At 65.0% G+C, this 24,726-nt stretch carries 22 protein-coding genes; 17 read left to right on the top strand and 5 right to left on the bottom strand.

Translation table 11 applies throughout. The features are described from left to right. Positions 1-29: 29 nt before the first annotated feature. The 3 genes from ftsH (at position 30) to glmM (ending at position 4,615) form a co-directional block, all read left to right on the top strand. Entirely contained in the window at positions 30-1,955 is a 1,926-nt protein-coding gene (gene ftsH / locus QTL98_RS05815) for an ATP-dependent zinc metalloprotease FtsH (protein WP_445681281.1), read from the top strand. Between the two features lie 144 nt (positions 1,956-2,099). Next, the gene (gene folP / locus QTL98_RS05820; RefSeq protein ID WP_445681282.1) at positions 2,100-3,266 is read left to right on the top strand and encodes a dihydropteroate synthase; all 1,167 of its coding nucleotides are present in this window, start codon (positions 2,100-2,102) and stop codon (positions 3,264-3,266) included. After that, complete coding sequence (gene glmM / locus QTL98_RS05825; RefSeq protein WP_445681283.1) at positions 3,263-4,615, top strand: phosphoglucosamine mutase; 1,353 nt, start codon at positions 3,263-3,265, stop codon at positions 4,613-4,615. Before folP ends, glmM begins: the two co-directional genes overlap by 4 nt. A 177-nt stretch (positions 4,616-4,792) precedes the next feature. On the opposite strand, the gene QTL98_RS05830 is transcribed toward glmM, so the two are convergent. After that, a complete protein-coding gene (locus tag QTL98_RS05830; RefSeq protein WP_445681284.1) occupies positions 4,793-5,437 on the bottom strand; it encodes a trimeric intracellular cation channel family protein in 645 nt (214 codons plus the stop codon). Positions 5,438-5,509: 72 nt separating this feature from the next. Further along, complete coding sequence (locus tag QTL98_RS05835) at positions 5,510-6,904, bottom strand: aminotransferase-like domain-containing protein (protein WP_445681285.1); 1,395 nt, start codon at positions 6,902-6,904, stop codon at positions 5,510-5,512. Positions 6,905-6,961: 57 nt separating this feature from the next. Between QTL98_RS05835 and QTL98_RS05840 the strand changes: the two genes are divergently transcribed. From QTL98_RS05840 to QTL98_RS05865, 6 genes are all read left to right on the top strand, one after another. Continuing rightward, positions 6,962-7,198 carry a DUF1127 domain-containing protein gene (locus QTL98_RS05840; RefSeq protein ID WP_445681286.1) on the top strand — a complete coding sequence of 79 codons (237 nt, stop codon included), beginning with the start codon at positions 6,962-6,964 and terminating at the stop codon, positions 7,196-7,198. Between the two features lie 329 nt (positions 7,199-7,527). Further along, complete coding sequence (locus QTL98_RS05845; RefSeq protein WP_445681287.1) at positions 7,528-7,989, top strand: GNAT family N-acetyltransferase; 462 nt, start codon at positions 7,528-7,530, stop codon at positions 7,987-7,989. 144 nt (positions 7,990-8,133) lie between these two features. Further along, a complete protein-coding gene (locus tag QTL98_RS05850) occupies positions 8,134-9,312 on the top strand; it encodes a phosphoserine transaminase (RefSeq protein WP_445681288.1) in 1,179 nt (392 codons plus the stop codon). Between the two features lie 111 nt (positions 9,313-9,423). Further along, on the top strand, positions 9,424-11,007 hold the full coding sequence (gene serA / locus QTL98_RS05855) for a phosphoglycerate dehydrogenase (protein ID WP_445681289.1): 1,584 nt from the start codon (positions 9,424-9,426) through the stop codon (positions 11,005-11,007). A gap of 126 nt (positions 11,008-11,133) precedes the next feature. Then, positions 11,134-12,285, top strand: coding sequence for an ATP phosphoribosyltransferase regulatory subunit (locus QTL98_RS05860; protein ID WP_445681290.1), 1,152 nt, complete (start codon positions 11,134-11,136; stop codon positions 12,283-12,285). Continuing rightward, positions 12,286-13,578: an adenylosuccinate synthase gene (locus QTL98_RS05865; RefSeq protein WP_445681291.1), complete on the top strand. Its 1,293-nt coding sequence runs from the start codon at positions 12,286-12,288 to the stop codon at positions 13,576-13,578. It abuts the gene before it with no gap. Between the two features lie 211 nt (positions 13,579-13,789). Here the strand turns inward: QTL98_RS05865 and QTL98_RS05870 are convergent, their stop codons facing one another. Further along, positions 13,790-14,641 (bottom strand): hypothetical protein, encoded by an 852-nt coding sequence (locus QTL98_RS05870; RefSeq protein ID WP_445681292.1) that lies wholly within the window; start codon positions 14,639-14,641, stop codon positions 13,790-13,792. A 218-nt stretch (positions 14,642-14,859) separates the two neighbouring features. Between QTL98_RS05870 and QTL98_RS05875 the strand changes: the two genes are divergently transcribed. Continuing rightward, positions 14,860-16,869, top strand: a complete 2,010-nt coding sequence (locus QTL98_RS05875) for a protein kinase family protein (protein ID WP_445681293.1) — start codon at positions 14,860-14,862, stop codon at positions 16,867-16,869. A 3-nt stretch (positions 16,870-16,872) separates the two neighbouring features. Then, the gene (locus tag QTL98_RS05880; RefSeq protein WP_445681294.1) at positions 16,873-17,481 is read left to right on the top strand and encodes a hypothetical protein; all 609 of its coding nucleotides are present in this window, start codon (positions 16,873-16,875) and stop codon (positions 17,479-17,481) included. Positions 17,482-17,528: 47 nt separating this feature from the next. On the opposite strand, the gene rpoH is transcribed toward QTL98_RS05880, so the two are convergent. Next, positions 17,529-18,419 (bottom strand): RNA polymerase sigma factor RpoH, encoded by an 891-nt coding sequence (gene rpoH, locus QTL98_RS05885; protein ID WP_445681295.1) that lies wholly within the window; start codon positions 18,417-18,419, stop codon positions 17,529-17,531. Between the two features lie 200 nt (positions 18,420-18,619). Then, entirely contained in the window at positions 18,620-19,660 is a 1,041-nt protein-coding gene (locus QTL98_RS05890) for an RluA family pseudouridine synthase (RefSeq protein WP_445681296.1), read from the bottom strand. Between QTL98_RS05890 and QTL98_RS05895 the strand changes: the two genes are divergently transcribed. From QTL98_RS05895 to curA, 6 genes are all read left to right on the top strand, one after another. Then, positions 19,660-19,980, top strand: a complete 321-nt coding sequence (locus QTL98_RS05895) for a hypothetical protein (RefSeq protein WP_445681297.1) — start codon at positions 19,660-19,662, stop codon at positions 19,978-19,980. The two genes, QTL98_RS05890 and QTL98_RS05895, sit on opposite strands and share 1 nt — an antisense overlap. After that, a complete protein-coding gene (locus QTL98_RS05900) occupies positions 19,977-21,011 on the top strand; it encodes a threonine aldolase family protein (protein WP_445681298.1) in 1,035 nt (344 codons plus the stop codon). Before QTL98_RS05895 ends, QTL98_RS05900 begins: the two co-directional genes overlap by 4 nt. Continuing rightward, positions 21,008-22,318, top strand: a complete 1,311-nt coding sequence (locus tag QTL98_RS05905; protein ID WP_510637552.1) for an amidase — start codon at positions 21,008-21,010, stop codon at positions 22,316-22,318. Before QTL98_RS05900 ends, QTL98_RS05905 begins: the two co-directional genes overlap by 4 nt. 23 nt (positions 22,319-22,341) lie before the next feature. After that, on the top strand, positions 22,342-23,331 hold the full coding sequence (locus tag QTL98_RS05910; protein WP_445681300.1) for a P1 family peptidase: 990 nt from the start codon (positions 22,342-22,344) through the stop codon (positions 23,329-23,331). A gap of 185 nt (positions 23,332-23,516) precedes the next feature. Continuing rightward, positions 23,517-23,663 (top strand): hypothetical protein, encoded by a 147-nt coding sequence (locus QTL98_RS05915; protein ID WP_445681301.1) that lies wholly within the window; start codon positions 23,517-23,519, stop codon positions 23,661-23,663. 14 nt (positions 23,664-23,677) lie between these two features. Next, positions 23,678-24,724, top strand: coding sequence for an NADPH-dependent curcumin/dihydrocurcumin reductase (curA, locus tag QTL98_RS05920; RefSeq protein ID WP_445681302.1), 1,047 nt, complete (start codon positions 23,678-23,680; stop codon positions 24,722-24,724). Positions 24,725-24,726 lie beyond the last annotated feature (2 nt).

Here is a 24,726-nt window from a genome sequence, read left to right on the forward strand (position 1 = left end):
CGCCCTGGCCCGGCAAAGGACGAGACGACGTGAACAATATCGGCAAGAACCTTGCTCTCTGGATCATCATCGGCTTGCTGCTGATCGCTCTGTTCCAGCTTTTCCAGGGCAGCGGATCGCATACCAGCCAGACTGGCATGCCCTATTCCGACTTCATCAGCGAAGTGCACAAGGGCGGCGTCTCAGATGTAACCATCAAGGGTCAGCAGATCAGCGGTACTCTGGTCAGCGGCAAGCCCTTCGCCACTTATGCTCCCAATTATACCGACGTTGTCTCTGTGCTGCAGGGCACCAACGTGCGCTTCTCCGCCGTGCCGGATGACAGCAACGTGCCCAGCCTCTTCAGCGTTCTGCTCAGCTGGTTCCCCATGCTGCTGCTGATCGGCGTGTGGATCTTCTTCATGCGCCAGATGCAGGGCGGTGGCGGTAAGGCCATGGGCTTCGGCAAGTCGCGGGCCCGCCTGCTGACGGAGAAGACCGGCCGCGTCACCTTCGCTGATGTTGCCGGTATCGACGAAGCCAAGCAGGAGCTGGAAGAGGTCGTGGAATTCCTGCGTGACCCGCAGAAGTTCCAGCGCCTCGGCGGCAAGATCCCCAAGGGTGTGCTGCTGGTCGGCCCCCCGGGTACCGGTAAGACGTTGACCGCTCGCGCGGTTGCCGGCGAAGCCAACGTTCCTTTCTTCACTATCTCCGGCTCCGACTTCGTCGAGATGTTCGTCGGTGTGGGTGCCTCCCGTGTCCGCGACATGTTCGAGCAGGGCAAGAAGAACGCTCCCTGCATCATCTTCATCGATGAAATCGATGCGGTGGGCCGTCATCGCGGCGCCGGTCTCGGCGGCGGTAATGACGAGCGCGAGCAGACCCTGAACCAGCTGCTGGTCGAGATGGACGGTTTCGAGGCCAATGAGGGTGTCATCCTCATCGCCGCCACCAACCGCCCCGACGTGCTGGACCCGGCGCTGCTGCGTCCCGGCCGCTTCGACCGTCAGGTCGTGGTGCCGAACCCGGATGTCGCCGGCCGTGAGAAGATCCTCAAGGTGCATATGCGCAAGGTGCCGCTGGCAGCCGATGTGGATGCCCGCGTGATCGCCCGCGGCACCCCCGGGTTCTCCGGTGCCGATCTTGCCAACCTTGTCAACGAAGCCGCCCTGATGGCCGCCCGCCTCGGCAAACGTGCCGTCGGCATGGCCGAGTTCGAGAATGCCAAGGACAAGGTCATGATGGGGGCGGAGCGCCGCTCCATGGTCATGACCGAGGATGACAAGAAGCTGACCGCCTATCATGAGGCTGGCCACGCCCTTGTCGGCCTGCACATGCCGGCCTGCGATCCGCTGCACAAGGTCACCATCATCCCCCGCGGCCGTGCGCTGGGTGTGACGATGAACCTGCCGGAGCGTGACCGCTGGAACATGTCGCGCATCGAGATGATCTCGCGCCTCGCCATGATGTTCGGCGGCCGTATGGCCGAAGAGCTGGTCTTCGGCGAGGACAAGGTCACCACCGGTGCCTCAAACGATATCCAGCAGGCAACCGGCCTTGCCCGCCGCATGGTCACCGAGTTCGGCATGTCCGACAAGCTCGGCCGCGTGCGCTACTCCGCCAATGAGCAGGAAGTCTTCCTCGGCCATTCCGTTGCCCAGCAGCAGCATATGTCCGAAGCGACCGCCCAGCTCATCGACGAGGAAGTGCGCCGCTTGATCGAGGATGCCGAGGCCAGCGCCCGCCGCATCCTGACCGAGCACAAGGACCAGCTCGAAGCCATCACCCAGGCGCTGCTCGAATATGAGACGCTGTCGGGTGACGAGGTGGACAAGCTCCTGAAGGGCGAAAGCATCGAGCGTCCGCTCGATCCGAATGACACGCCGCGTCCCTCCGCTCCGGAGCCGTCGCGGGATGACCGTCCGCGCCGTACCTCGGTGCCGACGAGCAACGGTCCGGAGCCGCAAGGCACCTGACCTGCCAGATGAAGGGGGCAGTCCCGGTTTTGGGAATGCCCTCGGAAGACCCCGGTTCCGGCCCTTCTGAAAGGAAGGGCCGGAACTTTCTTTTAAGGCCCCGGTGCCGCGTGATGCCGCCCGGGTGATTGTGGACGTACCGCCTTGCAGATCCTCGGCCATATCCGCACAGCTCTTGCCCAGGGCGCGCGGGTCTATCTGCGTCCCGTCGGCCTGTTGCCGCCCGGTGTCGGTGGTCCGGCCCTGCGCATGGTGGCGCCCGGTCCGGCCTTCGCCGCTGCCGAAATCATCCTGCGCCGTGCCGGTCGCATCGAGCGCCACACCGTTACCGCCCTTGCGCTGCGTGAGCTGATCGCGCCGGAAATTCCGGCCCTGCGCCTGCTCTTGGACCGGCTGGAGAGCCGCCGTGCCCCGATACCGGGCGTGCCGTCAGACCGCCCGTCCGTCATGGGCATCGTCAATGTGACGCCGGACAGTTTTTCCGACGGCGGAGACAGTTTCGAGATCAAGGCCGCCATCGCCCGGGGCGAAGCGCTAAGGGAAGCCGGGGCCGACATTCTCGATATCGGCGGTGAATCCACCCGCCCGGGCGCGGACGTCGTGTCTCTGGCCGAAGAACTACGCCGTGTGGTGCCGGTCGTCGAGGCGCTGGCCGAACGCGGCGCCATCGTGTCCGTCGATACCCGCCATGCAGGGGTGATGCGGCAGGCAGTCGCCGCTGGCGCCGCTATCGTCAACGACATCTCGGCGCTGGAGGGCGATCCGGAGAGCATGGACGCCATGGCGGCCTGCGACGTGCCGGTTGTACTCATGCACATGCAGGGGCAGCCGGGTTCGATGCAGGAAAACCCGGTTTATGAAGCCGCTGCGCTCGATGTTTACGATTATCTCGATGCCCGCATTGCCGCCTGCGAGCGTGCCGGCATCGCCCGTGCCCGCCTCGTGCTCGATCCCGGCATCGGCTTCGGCAAGACGCTCGCGCACAATCTGGATATCCTGGCTCACTCGTCCCTCTATGCGACGCTTGGCCTGCCGGTGCTGATCGGCCTCTCGCGCAAGCGCTTCATCGCCGCAATCAGCCGGGGCGAAGCGCCGAAGGACCGGCTTGCCGGGTCTCTGGCCGCAGGGCTGGAGACACTGGCGCAGGGCGCGGCTATTCTGCGTGTTCATGATGTCGCGGCGACGGTGCAGGGGCTGAAGGTAGCCCGCGCCATTGCCGGCGGCGCGCGGGGCGAGGCGGGGGTCTCTGCCCGCCTTGACGGTATGGGCGAGACAATAGGCCGGATATATCCGGGGGGAATGGATCAGTGACACGCAAGCTTTTTGGCACCGACGGCATTCGCGGCACCGCCAATATGGAGCCGATGTCGGCGGAAACCGCGCTCAAGGTGGCCATGGCCGCCGCTGCCGAGCTGACCGCCGATGGCAACCGTTATGGCCGCGTCGTCATCGGCAAGGATACCCGCCGTTCCGGCTACATGCTGGAGACGGCGATGACCGCCGGCTTTATTTCCATGGGCATGGAAGTGACGCTGGTCGGCCCGGTGCCGACGCCGGCTGTTGCCGTGCTAACGCGCACCTACCGCTGCGATCTCGGTGTCATGATCTCGGCCTCGCACAATCCGTTCGAGGATAACGGCATCAAGATTTTCGGCGCCGATGGTTACAAGCTCAGCGACGAGATCGAGCGCGGTATCGAGGAGCGTATTTTCTCCGGCGAGCCTGCGCGCCTCGTCAAGCCGCGCGACCTTGGCCGCGCCATGCGCCTTGAGGATGCCAGCGGCCGTTATATCGAGTGGGTCAAGGCGACCTTCCCGCGCTCACTGCGCCTCGATGGCCTCAAGATCGTCGTCGATTGTGCCAACGGCGCCGCTTACAAGGTCGCGCCCGCCGTGCTGCGCGAACTGGGCGCCGAGGTGATCGCCATCGGCGTTGCGCCGGATGGCTTCAACATCAACAAGGAATGTGGCGCTACCCACACCGCCCAGCTGGAGCGCCGGGTGGTGGATGAGGGCGCCGATATCGGCATCGCGCTTGATGGTGACGCCGACCGGCTGATTGTGGTGGACGAGACCGGCCGCCGCGTGGATGGCGACCAGATCATGGGCCTTACCGCCCTTGCCCTGCAGCGCGATGACCGTCTACGCGGCGGCGGTGTCGTGGCGACCGTCATGTCCAATCTCGGCCTTGAGCGCATGCTGGAGGCGGCGGGGCTCCAGCTGCTGCGGGCCGCCGTCGGTGACCGCTACGTGCTCGAGATACTGCGCCGCGACGGATACAATTTCGGCGGCGAACAGTCCGGCCACCTCATCTTTTCCGACTATTCCACCACCGGTGATGGCCTGCTGGCCGCCCTGCAGGTGCTGGCGGAGCTGGTGCGTTCGGGCAAGCCGGCGAGCGAACTCTGCCATGTCTTCGAGCCGGTGCCGCAGCTGCTGCGTAATGTGCGTTTCAGCCAGGGCGCCCCGCTGGAGGAAACCCGCGTCAAAACCGTCATCGCCGATGCCGAAGCCCGCCTCAATGGCAGCGGCCGCCTGCTCATCCGCAAGTCCGGCACCGAGCCGCTCATCCGCGTGATGGCGGAAGGCGACGACAAGGCACTGGTGGAAGCCGTGGTGGCGGACATCGTTGCGGCGGTGGAAGAGGCGGCGGGAGCTTAAGCGCCGTTTCCATTCGGAAGGTTTCGCCAATCTCTGTCTGCAATCAGACTCATTACCCCCACCGGCCCTGACGGGCACCTCCCCGAGAGGGGAGGGTTGTTTATCCTTCCCCATTTGTGGGGAAGGTGGGCGCAGCCCGGATGGGGGTAACGAGGTGCAGCCTTCGCCGGCCTCCCCTTACAGCCCCAGATCGTCCGGCGAGCGCGCCGGGCGGGGGCGGTAGACGGGCAGGGACCAGTGCCAGTGCATGGCGGCGAGGCGCAGCGTCAGCGTGGCGACAAAGCCCGTGACGGTTGCGAGTTCAAGCGGCAGGCCGGCAATGTCGCCCAGCACATAGATGGCGGAGCCGGCGAGCGCGGCGCTGATATAAATCTCCCGCCGCAGCACCACCGGGCTTTCTCCGCCCAGCACATCGCGGATGATGCCGCCGAAGGTTGCGGTCATCACGCCCATGGTGATGGCGATGATCGGGCCGACACCGGCGGCAAGGCCCTTCTGTGCGCCGACCACGGCGAAGAGGGAGAGCCCCACCGCGTCGAGCAGCATCAGCAGTTTCAGCCGCGATTCCGGCACGTGAGCGATGAAGAAGGTGATCGCGGCGGCGATCACGCACACCACCAGATAGGCCGGCTGGCTGATCCAGAACACCGGCAGTTTGCCGAGCAGCAGGTCGCGCAGCGTGCCGCCGCCGATACCGGTCACGGCGCCCAGCAGGGCAAAGCCGGAGATATCCATCTGCTTGCGCGAAGCAACCAGCGCTCCGGTGATGGCGAAAACGGCGGTGCCGCCCCAGTCGAGCACGGCGATCAGATACTGGAACATGGAATAATCCCGGCAAGGCTCCGCCCCCTGCCCCATCTGTCGGAGGCGGGGGGACGGGCTGCTACTGTGCCTTCAGATGACGGCTTTGAACAATGTCGCCTGGCCGGCGAGGATGTCGGCGATGATACGCAGGCCTGTTTCTACCTGCTCGCGGCTCTGCGGCTGGCTGAGGCTGATGCGCACCGACTGCTCCGAGGGGGCGTGGCCGACGGTGAAATAGTCGGCCGGCGTTACGCTCACGCCGCGCCGGCGCGCCTCGGCAACAAACTCCTCGCGGCGCCAGGGCAGCGGCAGGCGCAGCCACAGATGCTGGGCCTTGGGTTTGGTCAGGTAATCGAAGCCGGTCAGAAGGTCGGTCGCAATCTCCTGGCGGGCGGCAGCCTCTTCCTTCTGGCGGTCGGCCAGCTTGTCGGCCTCGCCGGATTCGATGAGGCGGGTTGCCAGTTCGCTCATCACCAGCGAACCCATGGACTGGCTGACCAGCATCGCCGAATCGACCCGCTCCACCAGCCCGGGCGCGCCCACGATGTAACCGACGCGAAAGCCGGTGGCGATGCATTTGGACAGGCTGGTGATGTAGAGCGTGATGTCCGGCGCCAGCGTCGCAAGACGCGGTAGCTGCTCGTCCGGCAGAAAGCCGAACACGTCGTCTTCGATGATTTGCACACCGTAGCGCCGGCAGATCGAGGCAATCTCGATCCGCCGCTCTTCCGGCAGAATGGCCGTCGTCGGGTTGTGCAGGGTCGGCACGGTGTAGAGCACGCGCGGGGCCCGCTGGCGGCAACAGGCGTCCAGCGCGTCGGGAATCAGCCCGTGATCGTCATAGGCCAGCCCTTCAAGGCGCAGGCCCAGCGTATTGGCCAGGTGCCGCATGCCGGAATAGGTCAGCGTCTCCGTCGCCACGAGGTCACCCGGACGGCACAGCGACAAAAACGCCGTCAGCAACGCATGCTGGCCGCCATTGGTCATGCGAATCCAGTCGGGCCGGCGCGGCAGGTTGAAGCGACGCTCCAGCCAGTTCGCGGCCGCGTTCATATGTGCGGGCGGCAGGGTATTGTTGCTGTAATCCATCAGCTGGTTGAGGTCGGCCTGTGCCGTTACCTCCTGCAGCATCTGCTTGAGCGAGTCGGCAACGCCGGGAGCGCTCGAGACATTGATGCCCAGCTCCACCAGGGCGCCGGTGCTGCTGCGGGAATAGCGGATGGCGGTGCGGTTGCCGCTTTCCTGGTCGCGCACATAGGTGCCGCGCCCCACTTCCCCTTCAATCAGCCCGCGCCGCTCAGCCTCGGCATAGGCGCGCGTCACCGTGCCCACCGTCACGCCCAGCTTGTAGGCGAGGTCGCGGTGGGTCGGCAGGCGGGTGCCCGGCGGCAGAACACGGTCGGAGATGTCGCGTGCGAGTGCATCTGCGATAGCCCGGTAGCGGGGGCCGCCGATGGCGGAGATGTCGGGTGTCCAATTTGTCATGGTGACAATATTATAATTGCACCGCTTTGTGTGCAAGCGTAGAACATATTGTATCGATTGTTTGAGATCGCCACCAACCTGAACGAGGCTAAAATGAGCACAATGAATGTTGCCATCGCCAATCGTTCGCCCCGTTCACTGGCTGCGGGGCGTCCGCTGGCCGTGGTTACAAACTGGTACAATCGTTTCCGGCAGCGGGTTCATCTTGCTGATCTGGACGCTCACATGCGCCGTGATATCGGCCTGAGCGAACACGATGTCGCTATTGAAATCGCCAAGCCTTTCTGGCGCTGAGGCAAACCGCGTAAAGCATGCATTTTGCGCAAATTGTATCAGTGACAAATATCTTGCGAGCTGAATTTGCACCGGCAGTTGCCCCTCAGGCTGCCGGTGCAATTGTTTTGTGCCTGCCCCGTTGCTCCGTGTGACGGAAGGGTGACGATTTCGTTGCATTGTTCTGTTGCTGCACCGCAGCGCCCCGGCGCATAGTTAGTTTCCGAAATTCGCCGGATACCGCTTTCCCGCTGGCCATGACCCGGCCCTTGGGATGTCTTGCCCGCCTGAAGCCGTTTTACGGATCGCAGGGCGGGAAGGGGCGGCCGGCCAGTATTGCGGAGGCGGCGATGGCGGCGTTGGAGCAGTCAGGGGAGGTCGAGCTTGCTGTCGAGGTGATCGAGGCAACGACTCCCAGCGATTTCGCCGCGTTCCGCAGCCTCTATCTCGATTACGCGGCCTCTGCCGGTCTTCCACCCGCACAGCGCGACTCCGAATTTTCCTGTCTTTCCTCTGAATTCTCCTCCCCAAAGGGGCGCTGGTTTCTCGCCGAGTCCGGCGGGCAGGTTGTCGGCTGCGTCGGTGTGCGGCTGCTGCCGGGCGGTGAGGCGGAGCTGCGGCGGCTCTATGTGCGGCCGGCTGCACGGGGCGGGCGTATCGGCTGCGAACTGGCGCGGGCTGGTGTCGAGGCGGCCCGCGAACTGGGTTTCGATACGCTGGTTCTGGCCAAGGCCGACACGATCAGCGCAGGCCTCGTGCGCCGTATTGTGCGGGATTCCTGCCCGGGAATTTCCGTTCTCACCAACGCCTGAAATCCCCGTTTTTCACTCCCGCCTCGTGATTGCGCTGCAAAAACGCGCAACAAAAGCCCCCTTGACGCGTCCTCGCCGTCTCCATAGTTTCCGCGGCGGGCCGCCACTCCCCAACGAGTGGTAACGACATAAGGGGTTTCTTCAATGAAGCCGCTCGAGATGCCGGTGAACCGGCCGCACGCACCCGAATTTTCTTCCGGTCCCTGCGCAAAGCGTCCTGGCTGGACCGCTGATGCTCTGAATGCCGCCACCCTTGGCCGCTCGCATCGCTCCAAGCCCGGCAAGGCCAAGTTGGCCGCGATCATCGATCAGACCCGCGAAATTCTTGGCATCCCCGCCGACTACCGCATTGGTATCGTCCCCGGTTCCGACACCGGCGCTGTTGAAATGGCGCTGTGGTCCCTGCTCGGCGCCCGCGGCGTTGACCTGCTGGCCTGGGAAAGCTTCGGCAAGGACTGGGTCACCGACGTGACCAAGCAGCTGAAGATTGCCGATGTGCGCACCCTTCAGGCCGATTACGGCAGCATCCCCGATCTCTCCACGGTGGATTTCGACCGCGACGTGGTCTTCACCTGGAACGGCACCACCTCCGGCGTGCGCGTCCCCAACGGCGACTGGATTGCTGCGGACCGCAAGGGCCTGACCATTTGCGACGCAACCTCCGCCGCTTTCGCCATGGACCTGCCGTGGAACAAGCTGGATGTCGTCACCTGGTCCTGGCAGAAGGCGCTCGGCGGTGAAGCTGCGCACGGCATGCTGGTGCTGAGCCCGCGCGCTGTGGAGCGTCTGGAGAGCTACACGCCGGCCTGGCCGATGCCCAAGCTTTTCCGCATGACCAAGGGCGGCAAGCTCGTTGAAGGTATCTTCAAGGGCGAGACCATCAACACCCCGTCCATGCTGGCTGCCGAGGATTGTCTCGATGCGCTCGCCTGGGCCAGGTCCATCGGCGGCGCCAAGGGCATGATTGCCCGCTCCGAAGCCAGCCTTGCGGCTATCACCGCCTGGGTTGAGAAGAGCGACTGGGCGTCCTTCCTTGCAGAAACCGCAGCGATCCGCTCCTGCACCTCGATCTGCCTTACAATCAAGGATGCCTGGTTCCTGGAGCAGGATGCCGATACTCGCGCCGCGCTGGCCAAGTCGATCGCCGACAAGCTGGACAAGCAGGGCGTGGCCTATGACATCGGCGCCTATCGCGATGCCCCGGCGGGCCTGCGCATCTGGGCCGGCGGCACCGTCGAGCCGTCCGATGTCGAGGCGCTGCTGCCGTGGCTCGACTGGGCCTGGGCATCGGTGAAGACCGAAGCCCTCGCCAAGGCTGCCTGAGCCAGTCCTTCTCTTCCTGATTTCCGTCTGTTGCGCTCCTTGCCGCCCGTTCCGGCGGCGGCAAGGGGGCCGCATCCCCAGATTTGACGCTTGCCGCAAAGGGAGCCACCCATGCCCAAGGTCCTGATTTCCGACAAGATGAGCCCGCGCGCCGCCGAAATTTTCCGCGAGCGCGGCGTTGAGGTCGATGAGAAGACCGATCTCACCCCCGATCAGCTGAAGGCGATCATCGGTGAGTATGATGGCCTCGCTATCCGTTCCGCCACCAAGGTTACCGCCGAGATCCTCGCCGCTGCCGGCAAGGGCAACCTCAAGGTCATCGGCCGCGCCGGCATCGGTGTCGACAACGTCGACATCCCCGCCGCCACCGCTGCCGGCATCGTGGTGATGAACACGCCGTTCGGCAATTCCATCACCACCGCCGAGCATGCCATCGCCATGATGTTCTCGCTGGCGCGTGACATTCCGCTCGCCAACGCCTCCACCCATGCCGGCAAGTGGGAAAAGAACCGCTTCATGGGCGTGGAACTGACGGCCAAGACCCTCGGCATCATCGGCTGCGGCAACATCGGCGCCATCGTTGCCGACCGTGCCCTTGGCCTGAAGATGAAGGTCGTTGCCTTCGACCCCTTCCTCACCCCCGAGCGCGCCGTGCAGATCGGTGTCGAGAAGGTGGAGCTGGAAGACCTGCTGCGCCGTGCCGACATCATCACCCTGCACACGCCGCTGACGGATGCCACCCGCAACATCCTCAATGCCGATACGCTGAAGCTCACCCGCAAGGGCGTTCGTATCATCAACTGCGCCCGTGGCGGGCTTATTGATGAAGTCGCGCTGCAGGCGGCGCTCGACAGCGGCCAGGTTGCCGCCGCCGCGCTCGACGTGTTCGCCACCGAGCCGGCCAAGCAGCATCCGCTCTTCGGTTACGAAAACGTCATCTGCACCCCGCATCTCGGCGCCTCCACCGCCGAAGCGCAGGAGAATGTCGCCCTGCAGGTGGCCGAGCAGCTTGCCGACTATCTGGTGTCGGGCGCCGTGGTCAACGCGCTCAACATGCCCTCGGTCAGCGCCGAGGATGCTCCGAAACTCAAGCCCTACATGCAGCTTGCCGAGCAGCTGGGCAGCTTCGCCGGCCAGATTTCGGAGACGGCGGTCAAGTCGATCAACATCTCCTATGAAGGCCGTGTGGCCACGCTCAACACCAAGCCGCTGACCGCTCTCGTGCTGGCCGCCCTGCTGCGCCCGGCGCTGGAGACGGTCAATACTGTGAGCGCTCCGGCGGTTGCCCGTGACCGCGGCATCGATGTGAGCGAGACCAAGCGCGAAATCTCGGCCGACCTGCAGACCCAGATCACCGTCACCGTGGTGACCGAGCAACGTACCCGCTCGGTCTCCGGCACCCTGTTTGCCGGCGCCCCGCGTGTGCTCGAGATCGAAGGCGTGCCGGTCGAGGCCGAACTCACCCAGCACATGCTCTTCGTGCGTAACGAGGACAAGCCGGGCTTCATCGGCGCGCTCGGCATGACGCTCGGCAATGCCGGCGTCAACATCGCCAACTTCAAGCTCGGTCGCGTGCCGGGAGCCAACAATGCGGTCTGCCTTGTCTCAGTTGACTCGGTGGTGCCGGAGCATGTGGTCAAGACCATCGTCGGTCTTCCGCACGTCACGCTGGTGAAGCCCCTCAGCTTCCGCTGATCTCACCTGCTTGCTCAAAAGCCTTCCGGCACTTGCGCCGGAAGGCTTGAAGGTCTACCAACGGCGCGGCTTTTGGAAAAAGGGCCGCGCCGTTGGCGCGTCCCGCCGGCGCGTCCAAGGATACCCATGCCGCACGCTGCACTGTTGCCCCACGGCCTTCCCGATCTGCTTCCGCCCGATGCTGCGCACGAGGCGGATGTCATCGCACAGCTGCTCGCGGTCTTTACTGCCCGCGGATACGAGCGGGTCAAGCCGCCGCTGGTGGAATTCGAGGATACGCTGCTGGCCGGCACCGGCGCGGACCTTGCCGACCAGACCTTCCGCGTGATGGATCCTGAAACCCGCCGCATGCTGGCCATGCGCGCGGACATGACGCCCCAGATTGCGCGCCTTGCGGATTCGCGCCTTGCCAAGGCGCCGCGCCCGCTGCGGCTCAGCTATTCCGGCCAGATTCTGCGCGTCAAGGGCACCCAGTTGCGTCCGGAGCGCCAGTTCACCCAGGTGGGCGCGGAACTCTTCGGCTCGCGCAGCGTCGGCGCTGACGCCGAGGTTATCCTGATGGCGGCCGAAAGCCTCGATGCGCTCGGCCTGCGCAATCTCTCGGTTGACCTCAACCTGCCGACCCTCGTGCCGGCGATCGTCAATGCGCTTGATCTTGAAGGCGATAGCGCGACCGCCCTGCGCCATGCGCTGGACCGCAAGGATGCTGCTGCCGTCGCCGCCATCGGCGGTCGTGCTGCCGAGCTCTGCGGCTCGCTGCTGCGCGCGACCGGCGAGGCATCCCGCGCCCTGTCGATGCTCGAAAAGCTGGAGCTTCCGCCTGCCGCGGCCGCGGCGCGGGACGATCTGGCCGAGGTGGTGCAGCGCATCAAGCGCGCTGCACCCGATCTGGCGCTCACCGTCGATCCGGTCGAAAACCGCGGCTTTGAATATCACAGCGGCATCAGTTTCACCCTTTTTGCCCGCGGTGTGCATGGCGAACTGGGGCGGGGCGGACGTTATGTGAGCCATGGCAGCCGGCATGAGCCTGCTACCGGCTTTACCCTTTTCATGGACTCTGTCCTGCGCGCGCTGCCCGAGGCGGTACGCTCTGACAGGCGTCTTTATATTCCGGCCGAAGAGGCCAATGGCCCCCTTCCGGGGCAGCTCCGGGCAGCGGGATGGGTCACCATCTGCGGCTTTGACCCGGTAGCCGATGCTGCCGGCGAGGCGCGGCGGCTTGAGTGCACCCATTATCTGGATAAGTCCGGAACCCCCCTTCCGGCAGGAGAGAACTGAATGGCGAATGTGGTTGTTGTCGGCTCCCAGTGGGGCGACGAGGGCAAGGGCAAGATCGTTGACTGGCTGTCGAGCCGCGCCGATGTCGTGGTGCGTTTCCAGGGCGGTCACAATGCCGGTCACACGCTGGTAGTGGGCGGCGAGGTCTACAAGCTGAGCCTGCTGCCCTCCGGCGTCGTGCGTCCGGGCAAGCTGTCGGTCATCGGCAACGGCGTGGTGGTCGATCCGTGGGCGCTGCTCGCCGAGATCGAGCGCATCGGCCAGCAGGGCGTGAAGATCACGCCGGAAACGCTGCTGATCGCCGAGAACGCCGCCCTCATCCTGCCGGTGCACCCGGCGGTCGACAAGGCGCGCGAAGCCCTGAAGGGCAAGGCCAAGATCGGCACCACCGGTCGCGGCATCGGCCCGGCTTACGAAGACAAGGTGGCCCGCCGCGCCGTGCGCATGTGCGACCTTGCCGACGCCGAAGTGCTGAAGGCCAAGGTCGAGGCGCTGCTCGAATATCACAATGCCCAGCTCACCGGCCTTGGCGCCGAGACGCTGGACCCGGCCGAAGTGCTGGCCCAGCTCCAGGAAGTGGCGCCGAAGGTGCTGCCCTTCATGGGCGTGGTCTGGCAGAAGCTCGACGAGATGCGCCGCGCCGGCAAGCGTATCCTGTTCGAAGGCGCACAGGGCGCCATGCTGGACGTTGACCAGGGCACCTATCCCTACGTCACATCCTCCAACACCATCGCTGCACAGGCGGCCACCGGTTCGGGCATGGGCCCGGGCGCGCTCGGCCAGATCCTCGGCATCACCAAGGCCTACACCACGCGTGTCGGCTCCGGCCCGTTCCCGACCGAACTGACGGACGAGATCGGCGAGTTGCTCGGTGCCCGCGGCAAGGAATTCGGCGTGGTCACCGGGCGCAAGCGTCGCTGCGGCTGGTTTGACGCCGTGCTGGTGCGCCAGTCGGTCAAGGTCAACGGCATCACCGCCATTGCCCTTACCAAGCTGGACGTGCTGGACGAGCTGGACGAGCTGCGTATCTGCGTTGGCTACAAGTACAAGGGCGAGGTCATCCAGCACCTGCCCGCGCTTGCCCGTGCGCAGGAAGAGGTGGAGCCGGTCTACGAGGTGCATGAGGGCTGGAAGTCCAGCACCTATGGCGCCCGCAGCTGGGCCGACCTGCCGGCACAGGCCATCAAGTATGTGAAGCGTATCGAGGAGCTGATCGAGGCTCCCGTCGGCCTGCTCTCCACCAGCCCCGAGCGTGACGACACCATCCTGGTGCGCGATCCGTTCGAGGATTGATCGCCGTCAGAGCGTGAAAAGAAGAGGGGCCGGCTCATCGCCGGCCCCTTTTATATTGGCGCTCCAGATCTCCCCCCACCCGTGGGGGAGATGGCACGGAGTGCCAGAGGGGGATGTTGGCGGCCCCATATAAGGCTCTGACGTCGAAGGTTTTTCCGCCCACATCCCCATCCGGGCTTCGCCCACCTTCCCCACCTCGTGGGGACGGCCTTCAATCCGTAAAGTTGATCGACTGCAACCCCGCGCGTTTGCGCAGGTCATTGGCGTTGCGCACATAGATGTCGCGCGGCTGCAATCCGCAGAAATGGCAGATGATGCCGCCCTGGATATGCACTTCGGCAGACCCCACGCCCTTTACCATCATGCAGGTGCCGTTGATCACGTCGACATGGTAGTCGGCGGTCGAGGGGGTGGTTGCCTGCAGGCGGTTCAGCCGGTCGGTGACGGGGAAGGGATGCAGGCCGAGCCTGGCCATGGCGTAGGAGAACAGCGGCTCGTCGGCATATTCGCCTTCGAACTTGTAGGGGTAGCTGATCTGGTCCTTCTTGTCGGTGGCGAGGCAGTCCATGACGATGTCGTAGAACTGCTGCAGCACCGGCCCCTGCTCGAAATAGAGCACGCCGCCATTGAAGCCCGGCATGTAGGAAACGCCGTAATTGGCGATCACCTTGTCGATGTCGCAGAAGCGGTTCTGCCAGGCGACGAAAGCCTTGCCGCTGGTCAGGTTGTTGCCTTCGACCGTAAAGGGCGTGCCGCGCAGCCGGTTCCAGAACTGGTTGACGCCGGAGCGCATCATCAGCGTGTCGCAATCGACATACATCGTGCGCTCGAACGGGCTTTGCAGAAGCCCGTGTGCCTTGTTGGAGGCGCCACGCAGGCCCTTGTCGTCGAGCGTCACCACCTTGTCGAAGAAGGGGGCGATATCGGCGGCGATGGCTTGCGGAATGTTGGTAAGCAACGCGATCGGCCGGTCGTCGTAACGGCGGATGGAAAGCGCCGCGTTCACGGCCATATGCACGTAACTGACCCGGTCGACCGCGATCAGCAGATACCCTTCGCTCATTCTCCCCCCTCTGGCATCTCCGGCAAGGGCTGCTGCTGGCCCCGATGCCGCCGCAAGAACCCTATCGCAAGCGCCCTTGCTTTCCGAACGGTTTGTTGGAGGTGGTCCGGCGGGCAGGGTGGGTTGGCTTGTTCATTGCATCTGCATGGCTTAGCTTTAATGAACAGGGCCGTGACCCCGGCAAAAAGGGCCGGCCTGACCAGCGGGCGGAGTATTTTATGGCAACGGCAACAGCCGATGGCGTCGATCTTCTCGGCAGATACAGAATTCTGCTGAGCCAGCCGCTTGCCGCCTTCAATACCCCGGGTGCGGATGCTTATGCCGCGCGCATTACCGGCGGGCGCAACAAGGGCTCCAACGCCATTGCCTTTGTGCTCACCACCAACATGCCACCGCGCACCGACCTTGGCCCTTCCATGCGCGCCGCAGACCCTGCCGGCCTTATGCAAGCCTATGAATGGGGCCCCATCGAGTGGCCGCAGACCGGTGGCCGGCGCATGGCCTTCATCTATGAACGTCCGCAGGGCCGGCGCCTCTTCCGCGCCATGAAGGACCAGCGCGAGCCGATGAACGAAGATGTCATCGTGCGCAGCATCATGACGCCCTTCGGCAGTTTCATGCGCTATGTCAGCGGGCGCAATCTCTGCCACAGCAAGGTGCGGCCCACCAACATGTACTGGCGCGATGCCGCCAGCAGCGAGGTCATTCTCGGCGAGTGCCTGTGCACGCCGCCCGGTTATGGCCAGCCCATCATGTTCGAGACCATCGAGCGCTCGATGTGTACGCCGACCGGCCGTGGCAACGGCTCCACCGCTGACGATCTCTATGCCTTCGGCGTGTCGCTGCTGATGCTGATCTTCGGGCGCAATCCCGTTGGCCACCTGCGCGATGACCAGATTCTCCAGCTCAAGATGGAGCGCGGCTCCTATCCGGCGCTGGTCGGCGATCTGCGTGTGCCGCTCAACCTCATCGAACCGTTGCGCGGCCTCCTCATCGACGATCCCAAGCAGCGCTGGACGCTGGATGAGTTTGAGATGTGGCTGAGCGGTCGCCGCCTCAGCCCCAAGCAGGCCCAGGTGCCCCGGCGCGCCGGCCGCCCGTTCGAGCTGGCCGGCAAGGTGTGCTGGGATCTGCGCTCGCTGGCGCTGGCCATGACGCGCAACGTCCAGCAGTCCGCCGTGCATCTGGAAGCCGGCGATATCGACCGCTGGCTGCGCCGCTCGATGAGCGATGACGACAAGGCCGAACTGGTCGAGACGGCCATCGAAAGCGCGACCTCCACAGGCCGTGGCGCTTCGACGGAAGATCGTATCGTGGCCCGTGTCGCCATCGCGCTCGATCCGGTGGCGCCCATCCGCTTCCAGAATCTCGGCACCATGCCCGATGCCGTTGGCACCCTGCTCGCCCAGCTGATGACGGAGCAGAAATCCGTCCAGCCGGTTGCCGAGCTGCTGAATGCGCAGCTTGGCATGTACTGGCTGTCGATGCAGTCGGAAGGCAGGCTCGACTATGCCCCCATCGTGCACACCTTCGAGCAGTCGCGTGTCTATCTCGACAAGCCGCAGCCCGGCCTTGGCATCGAGCGTGTGCTCTATGACCTCAATCCGGCCATCCCCTGCATCAGCCCGCTGGTGGAGGACTATTATTGCCTTGAGCCGCAGGACCTGCTGCGCGCACTCGACAATCTTGCCCAGACCGAGGACCGGCCGAAGGAACCGTTCGACCGGCACATTGCGGCTTTCCTGATGGCGCGCACCAAGCGCCTTGATGATCGCACCATGGCGCTGATCGCCAGCGGCGATCCCAGCCGGCGTTATCTGGCCATGCTGGCGGTACTGGCCGATGTACAGGCCCGCAATGGCCCGGAATCGCTGCCGAACCTCGCCACCTGGATGTCCGAGTTGCTCGACCCCATCCTGTCGCGTTACCGCAATGCCTATTTCCGCGAGGAGCTGAAGCGCGAAGCGCAGCGTATTGCCGCCAAGGGCGATCTCAGGCGCGTCAACGCCCTGATCGACGATCCCAAGGCGCTAGCGCGCGACGAGGCCGGCTTCGAGATGGCGCAGAAGGATTTCGGCAATGTCAGTACCGAGATCGGCCAGTTGCGCTATGAGATCGAGGAGGATCCGTCTTCCTCAATGGACCTTGGCCGTCAGGCCGCCGCGGTCGTTTCTTCTATTCTGGCGATGAGCTGTGTGCTGCTGGTCGCCTTCGTGATGGTGCTCTGATAAATGGCCGCGAAGAAGCCTCCCGCCAGAAAGAAGAAAAAGGGCCGCCGCCTGCGTCGCAGCCGCGCCTTCATCATGGTGATCCTGGCTGGTATCGGGGCGGTCTTCATCCTGCCGACCATCCTGCTGACCGCTGTTGGCATGGCGCCCACGGCCATCACCTGGGTCGCCGAGAAGACGGACAAGCGTTATGCAGCGGTGACCGTGGGGGCGATGAACGCCGCCGGTGTGCTGCCGGTGCTCATCTTCCTCTGGCGACAGGGCCACACCTTCGCCGTCGCCGTCGACCTGATGCTGGAGCCGCTGGCCTGGTTGTCCATTCTGGGCGGCACTGCCATCGGGCTTGCCTGCTTCAAGATCATCCCGCGCCTCATCCTCAAATATATGGAAGTGCGCTCGCGCGTGCGCATCGGCACGCTCAATAACCGCCAGAAGCTCTTGGTGGAGGAGTGGGGAGCGGAGGTGGCCGGCGAGGATGAGGATGGTGTCCCGCTCTGGCGCCCCTATGGCGAGGAAGGCGACGAAGGCCTGCCGGGCGACGACTGGGAGCCCGGTATCGCTCCCAAGGCCGGGCAGAAGCCGAGCGCGCAAAAACAGGGCTCCGCGGCCTGACGGCCGGGAGCCCTGCTCAATACATCAACATCTGAAAGCAGGAAGCTTCAGCCCTCGACGGTGCCGGCAGCTTCTTCCTGCGCCTTCAGGCGCATGGCCTTCTGCAGCTTTTCAAACGCCCGCACCTCGATCTGGCGCACGCGCTCGCGGCTGATGCCGTATTCCTGGCTTAGATCCTCGAGCGTGGTCGGGTTATCCTTGAGTCGGCGTTCGGCCAGAATGTGCTGCTCGCGCTCGTTCAGTACCGACATGGCCGATTGCAGCATGGCGCTGCGGCGGGTCATTTCCTGCCGGTCGGCCAGTTCGTTTTCCTGGGTGGCGCGCTCATCCACCAGCCAGTCCTGCCACTCACCCTCGCCATCCACGCGCAGCGGCGCGTTCAGCGAATGGTCGGGCGCGGCAAGGCGCCGGTTCATGCTCACCACATCGTCTTCGCTGACATCCAGCGTCTGGGCGATCTTGGCCACCTGCTCGGGCTTCAGATCGCCCTCGTCGATGGCCTGCATCTGGCCCTTGAGGCGGCGCAGGTTGAAGAACAGCTTCTTCTGGGCCGCCGTGGTGCCCATCTTCACCAGCGACCAGGAATGCAGGATGTATTCCTGAATCGCGGCGCGGATCCACCACATGGCATAGGTCGCAAGACGGAAGCCGCGATCGGGATCGAAGCGCTTGACCGCCTGCATCATGCCGACATTGCCTTCGGAGATGAGCTCGGCCAGCGGCAGGCCGTAGCCGCGGTACCCCATGGCAATCTTGGCGACAAGGCGCAGGTGGCTGGTTACGAGCTTGTGGGCGGCGTCAACGTCGCCATGCTCGCGCCAGCTTTTGGCAAGCATGAACTCCTCACCCGGTTCCAGCATGGGGAACCGGCGGATTTCCTGCAGATAGCGGGTCAGATTGCTGCCGGCATCCAGGGCCGGAACCGGTACACTCGCCATTGCCTTCACTGCTCCTGTTAGACCGGGATCATAGCCGGAAGGCCGGACCCCGCGCTACGGTATTTGCCGTAAGCGTCTTGGTATTTGCCGATCATGACCAGAAGGTGGCAGGGGGAATATGTCCACCCTCACACTCCCGCCGGACCGCTTGGCCCGGCGTGATCCACCTCATAATCGGGGGAGGAAAAGCCTTCGGAAACTCAGGCTTCCCCTTTTTCCAAGATGGTGATGAGGCGGCTCATATCAAGGGGAAGCGGGCAGGAGAACTGGCGTTCCTGCCCGTCTGCCGGGTGCAGGAAGCGGATTTCCGCCGCATGCAGTGCCTGCCTGCCAAGGCAGGCGGCGGCCTCCGCCGCTGCGGCGCCCAGCCCTTTTACCGGGCGCGACTGGTTGCCATAGACCGGGTCGCCGATCAGCGCGTGTCCGATATGGGTCATATGGACGCGGATCTGGTGCGTGCGTCCGGTCTTCAGCCGGCATTCCACAAGGCAGGCCTTGAGCCCTAGCGGTCGGATGACGCGGTAGAGCGTGACCGCTTCCTTGCCGCCCCGTGTCACCACCGCCATCTTCTGCCGGTTTGACGGATGGCGACCGATCTGGGTTTCGATGCGGCCTTCGCGCGGGTTCGGCAGCCCCCAGACGATGGCCTGATAGGTGCGCGAGAGCGAGCGGTCGGCAAACTGGGCGCTGAGCGCCTGATGCGCGGCATCCGTCTTGGCGACTACCATCAGGCCGCTGGTTTCCTTGTCCAGCCGGTGCACGATGCCCGGCCGTGCCACCCCGCCGATGCCGGAAAGGCTGTCGCGGCAATGATGGAGCAGCGCGTTGACGAGCGTGCCGTCGGCATTGCCGGCGGCGGGATGCACCACCATGCCGGCAGGTTTGTTGATGACCAGCAGCCAGTCATCCTCATGCAGGATGTCGAGCGGGATATCCTGCGGCTGCGGCAAGGCAGGGGCGGGGGCCGGTACCTCCAGCACCCAGCTCTGCCCCGGTTTGACCCGGTGGGAGGCGTCGTCTATCGTCCGCCCGTCTACCGCAAGCTGGCCGGCGTCGATCAGCGCCTTGACGCGGGAGCGTGACAGGTCGGCGGCCACGGCTGCCAGGGCCTTGTCCAGGCGCTCTCCTGCCGTCTCGGGGCCGAAAACGCCTTCCAGCCTGCCGGTTCCATCCGGTGACGCGGCGGAGGGTCCCTCCGTCTCGTCCCAGTCTTCCAGCTCATCGATCGGAGCGTCGGTCATTGCGGATAGTCATTTTCCTGATGAGCGTCGTCGGCGTGGTCATCGTCGCCGGTTTCGGGTTCCTCGGTTACGAGGTCTATAACAGAGCCTCCCACCCTGAGCGAGCCGCACAGGAGCATGGGGCCGACGAAGGCAGCAATGCCGGGTCCGCCATCAGCGGTGTAAGCCTTCCGGCGGGCGCTACCATTGGCGAAATCGTGCCGGCGGGCATCCGTGTCGTCGTGCGCGTGGTGATGCCCGATGGCTCCAATGCCCTTTACATTCTTAACCCGGCAACCGGCGAGCTCAGCCGCGCGGTGTCAGAGGTTCCGGCCCCATGATCTTCAACAGTGATAATGTCGCCGGCGCTGCGCCGGAGATTGTTGCCGCCCTTGTCGCCGCTGCCACCGGCCCGGCCATGCCCTATGGCGCCGACCCGTGGACGGCGAGCGTTGAAAAGAAGCTCGCCGCGGCGTTCGAGACGGACGATATCGCCGTCTTTCCGGTGGCGACCGGTACGGCGGCCAATGTTACCGCGCTCTCGGCCATCATGCCGCCCTGGGGCGCCGTGCTTTGCCACGAGGCGAGCCATATCAACGTAGATGAGAGCAGCGCGCCGGAATTCTATACCGGCGGCCGGCTCGTCGGCTTGGCCGGAGAGGGTGGCAAGCTGTCGCTGGAAACGGTGGAGCGGGCCTTGCGCACCATCGGCCAGCGCGGCGTGCACCAGGTGCAGCCCCGCGTGCTGAGCCTTACCCAGGCAACGGAAAGCGGCACGGTCTACACGCCGGACGAGATCCGCGCGCTCAGCAGCCTTGCCCACGAAAAAGGCTGCAAGGTGCAGATGGATGGCGCCCGTTTTGCCAATGCCATTGCCCATCTGGGCTGCAGCCCGGCGGACGTGACCTGGAAAGCCGGTGTTGACGTACTGAGCTTCGGCGCGACCAAGAACGGCTGCATGGCGGCGGAAGCTGTCATCTTCTTCGGCAAGGACAAGGCCGGGGACTATGCCAACCGCCGGAAGCGTGGCGGCCATCTCTTCTCCAAGATGCGTTTCATCTCCGCCCAGCTTGATGCCTATCTGGAAGGCGGGCTGTGGCTGAAATTGGCCCGCCACGCCAACGACAAGGCGGCGCGGCTGGCAAAGGGCCTCACCGCCCTGCCGGGTTTCGGCCTGCTGTGGCCGGTGGAAGCCAACGAGTTGTTCGTAACCATGCCCCCCGCGGTCATTGATCGTCTCTCCACCACCGGAGCCGGTTTTTACCGCTGGGACGAAGGCAGCATTCGCCTCGTCACCTCCTTCGCCACCACGGACGAGGAGGTCGGGCAGTTCCTGTCGGTCGCCGCCACCGCTGCCGGAGCTGCTGCCTGATGCGTCCGCTTGCTGATCTGAAGGCCGGCCTTGCCGCCGGTTCGCTTTCCGCTGAAGGGCTGCTTGCCGGATGCCGGACGGCGATTGCCGACAAGGCCGGGCAGGGCGCCGTCACCTTTACCCGGGTTTATGGCGGGGCTGCCAATACCCTCTCCGGCCCGCTGGCGGGCATCCCGCTCTCGGTCAAGGATCTGTTCGACGTTGCCGGCGAGGTGACGACCGGCGGATCGAAGGCGCGGGAAGGGCAGGCGCCGGCCGGTGAGGATGCAGAGGTTGTGCGCCGGCTGAAGGCGGCCGGGGCCAGCATCGTCGGCAAGACCAACATGACCGAGCTTGCCTTTGGCGGCATTGGCATCAACCCGCATTACGGCACGCCGCTCAATCCGTGGGACCGCAAGACCGGCCGCATTCCCGGCGGCTCGTCCTCGGGCGCTGCCGTTTCGGTAACGGACGGAATGGCCGCCGCTGCCATTGGCTCCGATACCGGCGGGTCGGTGCGTATTCCGGCGGCCCTGTGTGGCCTTGCCGGCTTCAAGCCCACGCAGCGCCGCGTGCCGCGCACGGGTGTGCTGCCGCTCTCGCGCACGCTCGACAGCATCGGCCCGCTGGCGCCTACCGTCGCGTGCTGCGCCCTTCTGGATAGTGTTCTCTCCGGCGCGGCCAGCGGTGTTCCTGCTGCGGTATCGCTCAAGGGTCTGCGTCTTGCCGTGCCGCAGAACTATGTGCTGGACGGTATGGATGATGCCGTTTCGGCCGCCTTTGCCGAGGCGCTGCTCAAGCTGTCCGATGCCGGCGCGGTGATCGAAGAGATGCGCCTCGCCCCTCTTGATGAGTTGCGCAACATCAATGCTCGCGGCGGCTTCAGCGCCCCTGAGCTCTACGCCGATATGCACGAGTTTCTCGATGCGAGCTGGGACAAGCTCGATCCGCGTGTTTCGGCGCGTGTCATGCTGGGCAAGAGCGCGACGGCTGCCGACTATATCGACCTCAAGCGCCTGCGGGCCGGGTTCATCGCGGCCATGGGCACTGCGCTGGTGCCCTATGATGGCTGGCTGATGCCGACGGTGCCGGTGGTGGCGCCGGCCGTCGCGCCGCTGGCGGTGGATGACGAGGCCTATCGCATCGCCAATCTTGCCATCCTGCGCAACCCGTCGGTGATCAACATGGTCGATGGCTGCGCGATCACCATCCCCTGCCACCGGCCGGGTGAGGCTCCGGTGGGGCTGTCGCTGGCCGGTCAGGCGATGCAGGACCGCCGGATACTGGCGATTGGTCTTTCCATCGAGGCGGCCCTCAAGGCGGCCTGATCGGTGAGTGAAAGGGACAGGGTATGAAGCCGGGTCGCACCAACAGCCTTCTGGACGTCTCGGGCATCGCCGTAGGCAATGCCGAGGATGAAAAGGTGCTGACGGGCGTCACCGTCATCCTGCCTGACCGGCCGATGATTGCTGCCTGCGATACGGCCGGCGGCGGGCCCGGTTCGCGCGAGACGGCACTGCTCGATCCCGAAAGCACGGTCAAGATCGTCCATGCCATCGTGCTCAGCGGCGGCTCTGCCCTTGGCCTTGATGCCGCCGGGGCTGTTGCCAATCGCCTGCGGGCGACGGGGCGGGGCCTCGATGTCGGCGGCGCCATCGTGCCGCTGGTGCCTTCCGCTATCATCTTCGATCTCCTCAATGGCGGTGACAAGGCCTGGGGGGAGGACGCCCCCTACCGCCGGCTGGCCCTTACGGCGCTGGAGACTGTCAGTCACGATGAGCTTCGCCTCGGCAATGCCGGGGCCGGCATGGGGGCCAAGGCCGGCAAGCTCAAGGGCGGGCTTGGCAGCGCGTCGCTGGTCGATAGCGCCGGCATTACCGTGGCGGCGCTTGCGATTGCCAACCCGCTCGGCTCGGTTGCGATGCCGGAAAATGAGTGCTTCTGGGCCTGGCCCTATGAGCGGGACGGTGAGTTTGGCGGACGGTCACCGACCGGCAGGCCGCTTGCCGATCTGGATTTTGCTTTCAACGGCCTCCAGCCGGCGCAAAACACGACCCTTGCCGTGGTGGCGACGGATGCCGCGCTCGACCGCATGCAGGCCCGGCGCATTGCCATCATGGCGCAGGATGGTTTTGCCCGCGCCATCCGCCCGGTCCACACCCCGCTCGATGGCGATACCGTCTTTGTCCTTGCCGGGGGCGAGCGGCCGCTTGCCGATCCGGTAATCGATGTCGCCCGCCTTGGCATGATGGCGGCCGATTGCGTGGCCCGCGCCATTACCCGCGGCGTCTACGAGGCCCGCTCCGTTCCTGGCTGGCCGGCCTGGCGTGACCGTTTTTAAGCCTGCCCAAGGCAAGGGAGCGGCAATCGCGCGGCAAACGCATAGCCGTTTGTGCCGACTGTGAGCCGCTGCGCAGTTTGAGGTTGCAGGGATCCATGAGTGTCACGCGCCTCACACCCCGTCTGCGCCGGCTGTGGCAGGGTCGCGCCAGACGTTAAGATTCGATTACATCTCAGGGAATATCAATGGATCCCGTACACTGCCGCGAAGCGCGCAGTTTCCGCTCGCGCGCGCTCGATGTCATTGCACCGGGCAGCGTGCTTGCCGGGCTATGGCTCTGGTTGCTTGTTTTGGCCGGCTTTGCTGTTCTGTGCACAGCTCTCTTCGGTTGACGGGGTAGCGATCGATGTCCGCACAGACCCACTCGCAGACCAACCAGCGTATTATCCTGACCTCACGGCCCGAAGGGGCTCCAACCGCCGCCGATTTCCGGCTGGTCGAGGCACCGGTGCCGGAAATCTCCCCCGGCGAGGTGCTGCTGCGCACCATCTACCTGTCGCTGGACCCTTACATGCGCGGCCGCATGAGCGCTGCCAAGTCCTACGCCCCGCCGGTTGAGCTGGGGGAGGTGATGGAAGGGGGCACCGTCAGCATCGTCGAGAAGTCGCGCAATCACGATTTCCGCGTTGGCGACTATGTGCTCTCCCATTCCGGCTGGCAGAGTTACGCGGTCTCGGACGGCACGGGCCTGCGCCGGCTCGATCCGGCGCACTATCCGCTCTCCACTGCGCTGGGCGTGCTGGGCATGCCGGGCTTTGCCGCTTATGCGGGCCTCCTGCATATCGGCAAGCCGGAGCCGGGAGAGACAGTGGTGGTCGCGGCGGCCAGCGGCCCGGTCGGTTCTGCCGTCGGGCAGATTGCCCGGCTCAAGGGCGCGCGGGTGGTCGGCATTGCCGGCGGCGCTGCCAAATGTGCCTATGTGAAGGATGAGCTCGGCTTCGATGCCGTCATCGACCATCAGGCGCCCGATTTTGCCCAGCAGCTCAAATATGCTTGCCCGGGCGGCATCGATGTCTATTTCGAGAATGTCGGCGGCAAGGTATGGGACGGGGTGTTTCCGCTGCTCAACCGCTTTGCCCGCGTCCCGGTCTGCGGCCTCATCGCCCAGTATAACGGGCTGGAGGAGGTGGCGGCCGATCATGACCGGCTGCCCGGCATCATGAGCGCCATCCTGCGCAAGAGCCTGACGGTGCGCGGCTTTATCCAGCGCGACTTCTCGGCCCACTACCCGGCCTTTTTAAAGGAAATGGGCGAATGGGTGGGGAGAGGCGAGGTGCGCTACCGGGAGGATTTTGTCGACGGGCTGGAAAATGCCCCGGCCGGCCTCATCGGCATGCTGGCCGGGCGCAATTTCGGCAAACTGCTCGTGCGCGTCAGCGACGAGGCGTACTGAGA

This window comes from Radicibacter daui (genome assembly GCA_030657355.1).
GTDB classification, from domain to species: Bacteria; Pseudomonadota; Alphaproteobacteria; order Radicibacterales; family Radicibacteraceae; genus Radicibacter; species Radicibacter daui.